The 5,217-nt window shown below is 37.5% G+C and carries 8 protein-coding genes; 1 reads left to right on the forward strand and 7 read right to left on the reverse strand.

The window, feature by feature from the left end; translation table 11 throughout:
• The 5 genes from BBG47_RS30460 to BBG47_RS26970 form a co-directional block, all read right to left on the reverse strand.
• The coding region (locus BBG47_RS30460) for a hypothetical protein (RefSeq protein WP_217492537.1) at nt 1-218 on the reverse strand (218 nt) is incomplete at its 3' end.
• A gap of 272 nt (nt 219-490) precedes the next feature.
• Nucleotides 491-1,039, reverse strand: a complete 549-nt coding sequence (locus BBG47_RS26955) for a site-specific integrase (RefSeq protein ID WP_065294310.1) — start codon at nt 1,037-1,039, stop codon at nt 491-493.
• 294 nt (nt 1,040-1,333) lie between these two features.
• Nucleotides 1,334-2,182, reverse strand: a complete 849-nt coding sequence (locus BBG47_RS26960; RefSeq protein WP_065294311.1) for a sigma factor-like helix-turn-helix DNA-binding protein — start codon at nt 2,180-2,182, stop codon at nt 1,334-1,336.
• 533 nt (nt 2,183-2,715) lie between these two features.
• A complete protein-coding gene (locus BBG47_RS26965) occupies nt 2,716-2,907 on the reverse strand; it encodes a zinc ribbon domain-containing protein (protein ID WP_065294312.1) in 192 nt (63 codons plus the stop codon).
• Between the two features lie 23 nt (nt 2,908-2,930).
• On the reverse strand, nt 2,931-3,200 hold the full coding sequence (locus BBG47_RS26970; protein ID WP_065294313.1) for a hypothetical protein: 270 nt from the start codon (nt 3,198-3,200) through the stop codon (nt 2,931-2,933).
• A gap of 103 nt (nt 3,201-3,303) precedes the next feature.
• Between BBG47_RS26970 and BBG47_RS26975 the strand changes: the two genes are divergently transcribed.
• Entirely contained in the window at nt 3,304-3,618 is a 315-nt protein-coding gene (locus BBG47_RS26975) for a helix-turn-helix domain-containing protein (RefSeq protein WP_254659946.1), read from the forward strand.
• A 315-nt stretch (nt 3,619-3,933) separates the two neighbouring features.
• Here the strand turns inward: BBG47_RS26975 and BBG47_RS26980 are convergent, their stop codons facing one another.
• Together BBG47_RS26980 and BBG47_RS26985 are read right to left on the reverse strand one after the other, a co-directional pair.
• Nucleotides 3,934-4,506 (reverse strand): Imm64 family immunity protein, encoded by a 573-nt coding sequence (locus tag BBG47_RS26980; RefSeq protein ID WP_065294314.1) that lies wholly within the window; start codon nt 4,504-4,506, stop codon nt 3,934-3,936.
• A 17-nt stretch (nt 4,507-4,523) separates the two neighbouring features.
• Nucleotides 4,524-5,217, reverse strand: a 694-nt coding sequence (locus BBG47_RS26985) for a colicin D domain-containing protein (RefSeq protein ID WP_139070795.1), incomplete at its 5' end; no start/stop codon positions are given.

A 5,217-nucleotide genomic window follows, 5' to 3' on the forward strand; every position in this document is an offset into this window, starting at 1 on the left:
ATTTTAGGCACTTTTAGTATGCAATAAACAACCGTATTGAAATGGTAGTTGAATCGAAGCTTTTCTATCGTGAATACCGTTTGATCAACATCCGGTAGTTCCGGTAAGTCAATAAGATACTGTTCCTCGCCATGGTCGAGCAAACGCCAGTTCCATTTTTGAAAATGCTTTATACTTTCCGTAATTCCCTCGGTTTGACTTTTCATTTCAATATACATTCGCTTATCCTCCGTTAATTATTATTTTGAATTCATGGCTCCTACAATCAGGCTAGTTGGTTGTCAAAGAGCGGAGCATTCAAATCATTATGGTTGACTTCACCTCGCGTTCTTGGCTTTCGGCCGTTTATGCTCAACTCATAACCTGAGTATGCCTCCAAAAAATTTTAATGAATACTGCTTAAATTTTGATGTAAAACGAGTAGGTAAAGCGCTTTCAATTAAACTGTCACAATTTGTACGCATTTTAATCATTTATCCTTACCCGCTGATTATAAGTTAAGGCTGATATACACTTCATCGAGTTCCATTTTCGTTATTCCTATATAAGCCAACGTCACGCCTGGCGATGAATGATTCAAGAGCTTTTGGATGCGGGTAATGTCGACGCCGCTTTGATAGGCATGATAGGCGAATGTCTTGCGGGTTGAGTGAACGCCAATCGCTTCCTTAATCCCCACTTGCCGGGCAGCGTCATTCAATATGCGATAAGCCTGAACGCGACCAATCGGCTTGTTTCCTTTACGACTTGCAAACAATATGCCGGTTTGCCGCCCGGATTCCTTCACAAACTCATGAATTGCCTTTTTGCAAACCTCGGATAAAGGAAAGTCCTTATGCTTGCCCGTCTTTTGCTCTCGCAGGCTGATTCGCTCCTGTTTATATACATCTTCAATATTCAATCGCAACAAATCGGAAATGCGCAAACCGGAATTAATGCCCAACACCAGCAACAGATAATCACGGACATTTTGACCGCGCAAGTACTTCTTCATCGCTTCAATTTGCTTTTTGTTTTTAATTGGTTCCACAAACTCCATTTCATCACCGCTTACTAAATGTAATAAACTATATATTAATTATATAAAGTGTTACATTCATCGTACACGGCTTTTTCAGCACATGAATGGAAATACCCACGAAGATAAGCTGCATAAGGCTTCTTGGGTATTTTATAAATGTAACACACTATATTTGTGTTACATACGAGTATGGAATCGCTTTGACTTTTATTTTCACAAATCGAAAAAAAGTCATCAAAAAACTCTCGTGATTCATGGGCCATTTTAGACATGTCTCGGAGAAATACTCTTTCTTTCTTCCCATTTTTAGCTTCAATCATTGTACTGATTAAATTTAGCCCAAAGTCGGTTTACTTTTTCCATTCTTCGATAGACGGTCATTCTTGTGACTTGCAAAACTTTGGCCATTTCCATAACGGTGCGTTGCTCCTCATAGAACATTCGGAACAATTCCTTTTCTTCTTGAGTCAAGCAGTTTTGAACAAAGTCGCTCACATGCCACTTCATTATGGCCTGCTCGATATTTGATTGATCTCCTAAATGTGTAGCCAAATTGGGCTCATTCATAAGAAGAACGTTTACTTCCTCATCATTATTAAAGTCCAGATATTGTAGTGAGACTTGTCTATTGCATTTACTGTTGAATTTCCTCAATATATTCGCCCGTTCATATTCAACAGCTTTCTTGTAAAAAGCAGCAAAATCCTTTGTAAAACGATGTTCGTCATCCGGTTCCCAGTCACGAATGGCCTGAATCAGTACAGGGTATAACATGTCTTGCAGTTCTTCGGCTTTCGTGTCTGTTAAAAATAAACGCCTTGCCATTTCCGGCATTCCCTTAATGATGAAATCATGCAAGTATTGGTGGGTTAGCTTTTTAAGATGATCATGCCACATGATCCTAAAGATCTGAGAGTCTAGTGTTTTCTTATATTGTTTCATTTGAGAGTTCAGCGTTTCAAACTCCATTCGACTCCAGTTGTACCTATTTTCATGTTCAATTGCCGAGCGTTGCTCAGTCTCTTTTTGTCGTTGCCTTGCTTCGCTGATTTGATCAAATTCGGATTGAATCGCTTCATAAAGTTTTTGAAATTGGCGTTCAGCTTCCAATCGTTCAGTTTGAGATGAAATTCGCTTCATCCGTTTAGATTTTTTCTCCATGCTTAAATCCCCTTTGCTTTTAACATGGGGATATTAAACGCAAATTGAACTATTTATTTAACAAAAAAATAAAAAGGCCAAGCTGCGTGGGCTTGGCCGAGGGTAACGAATCGAGTTTTACTTCGTCTGATTTACTTTGCGAGGTTACTTCGTTTACTTGATTTTATTACGTTCTTCTATCATTGCATGATCTAAATATTTTCCCCTTCATTGTTGTTAATATATAAATAGTAAATTTAAGGGGATTTGTAACAGCGTAATGTCAAGATATTTAAATTTTTTCAGGGGCACAGCCTGCTACTGAAAGTATTGGATATCTTGCTTAATCATAGATGAAGACAGGTGTTGAAGCGCCGTTTCCACAACTTGGACATTTATTGGTTCCATATCCATCACAATGAAAGCACCATTTCTTGCCGCAGGATGTGCATTGATTAACAGCCAACGGTGAGAGATTATCAGGATTTTGATTACAGCTTGGGCATTTTGCCATTGTTCATTCCTCCATATGAGTATGTTTAGTTGAAATCGCTTTATCTCAGTGATTCAGATACATACATAATGACTCTACCAAGTACAAGGATTACGGCAATAGTAATAATGATCTTCACAATATAAAAAACAATTCCTTGTTCTTCCTCCAGATTAGCTCCACAGTTCGGACAACTTGTCGCAGATGCAGCGACCGAATGATTGCATTCCGGACATGGATACAAATTCGACATTAGCCACACTCCATAACATGTAATTATAACTTTCGATTAGGCATAAGAGAGGCTAATATAAAGCCGCCTATGATAGTTACTCCCATAACATACTTGAACCTAGTTCGTCGCTCGTCGCCATACCGCCAATCCTCAAGTTCCCTATCAAATATGCGCTGCATTTTAGCCTCATTGTTTAGATCTGCCATTGTCAATACCGGATCATCTGCCGGTTTTAAATACAGCATGTAGTAGGCCACTTCCAGAACAATTATAATGGCTAGCAGACTCATAGCTAATTTTCTTGCAGTCACATGACTGACACCTCCTTCTATATCGAATTTTCAACGTCTTAGATCAAATTTTATCACACATAATTACAACAATAAACCATTTTGTAGAGTTTACTACGTGTTCATGCTTCTGGATGTAAGACAGTATGAGGTTAAAAATGAGGTAGATGACTTGAACACAGAATTAGTATTCGGCAAAGTGCTTAAAGCAGTTCGCACCAAATATGATATTAGTCAAGAAGAATTGGCTTTCCGGAGTAATCTTGATCGGACATATATCTCTATGCTGGAGCGTGGTATTCATCAGCCCAGTCTTAGTTCTTTGATGTCCATTGCTCAAGCCGTTAATATCAAAGCGTCCGACTTGGTTCGTTTGTATGAAATTGAACTGGAGAAACATACGAGTCATGATAATCATCTAAATGCAGACCGCCCGTAAAATAGGCGGTTTTCGTTGTTATTTAGTTACTTGTACAAAAAATCACATGTGTTGTTACAATCGTATATGGAATATTTGATAGTGTAATACTAAAACCGCCAAAACGTACATTTTGTTCTATAATTGACTTCAGCTTAAACGAAAACTAAAAAGCTGCCTCCGGTTGCATACCGGAAGCAGCTCTCAACTTTGGGATTCTTTCGATGCCCACAAAATGAGGGGCTTGACCAATGAGTCCTGTTAATCCTGGAAGTTCCAATTTCTATTCTAATGAATGCACTTCAGCAGGTATACTCTGCATATAGTCTTTTTGTTCTAGTATCTCTTTGTTAGCCCATTAAGATGCCAATTACTTTTCTCAACTAAAATATCACTTGCAACGGAAGTTGGGTAAATCATAATTGAATATTCTACTCCATTTAAAGGGTAAATAATCTCTGCTTCATGATCACAAAATGCAAAGTCAAATGGTGCAATCTGATAAACCTGTTTGATAAAATCAACCATAAAATCAGTAGCACTATCTAGTTCCTCAATGGAGTAATCGACAATAATTTCGCTTTCTTGAAACGAAATTATTACCCCAGAATGATGTCCCTCATTCTTTTCAACGCTGATGCAAATATTTTTAGAATTCACAAAAAGCGAACCTGTATTGATACTTATTTCTGCGAAATAATTCTGCAGCAGTTCATTAATCAAGTTGCTATCAACACTTCTACATGTCCCTGTTTCAACCCAATTAAGAGCATCTTCATCCAAAGCATATTTCATTGAAAGTATTTCACCCTGACTACTAACCAAAAAATCCATAATACTATATAGCCTCTTTGAAAAAACATCTAATTCATTGCAATAAATCAATCCAACATTTATACTAGCTCCCATTTAATCATTCCTTCTTGTTAATAAATCTTTGTACCATTTTCTCGATGAAACTTTAATTGATCATCCGAAAACTTCCATCCGCCGACATAGCCTCCATCCATATCAATATAGCTTCCAATACCTGTAGCACTGTCATAGTGCACAAAGACCTCTTGTCCACGATATTTTGACATCCAAACATCGGTGGAACTTTCTAAATGTTTCGATATTGCCTGTGAATATAGAGCACCTTGTTTTTTATTCCAATTCCCTAATATACCAAAATCCTTTGCATGCTTCCATTCATGTTGTAGTTTTTTTTCTGTTACAGTGACATTTCTCAAGCCTTTCATTATGACCTCTGTCACTTTTCCAGTCTTATCCGTCCATTTTCCTACTTTAGCGACTTTGCTTGTGTGTCCACCTAGTGGTATAAAAGTCATCGCAAGGTCGCCAATTGCATCTGTTATTTCTTTTGGACTTTTAGAATAAATAAGCGTTAATATTTCTTTCCAGCCCATTGTGTAATAACTAAAAATATCCTCTAAATTATTCGAGTAATAAACCCAATCATTCTTATACTTATGATAACCCGTCTTTTCATAAAGATAGACTTCCAAAATATTATGTCCCGTTGGATCTATATATCTAAGTGGGTTGTTATGTCCATACGTATACAAATTCAAACTCAGCGGATTCTTGATATCCCCTTCATACGTATCCTCATTAATA

Origin of the sequence: Paenibacillus sp. KS1 (genome assembly GCF_001680695.1) — a bacterium.
GTDB lineage: Bacteria > Bacillota > Bacilli > Paenibacillales > Paenibacillaceae > Paenibacillus_B > Paenibacillus_B suaedae.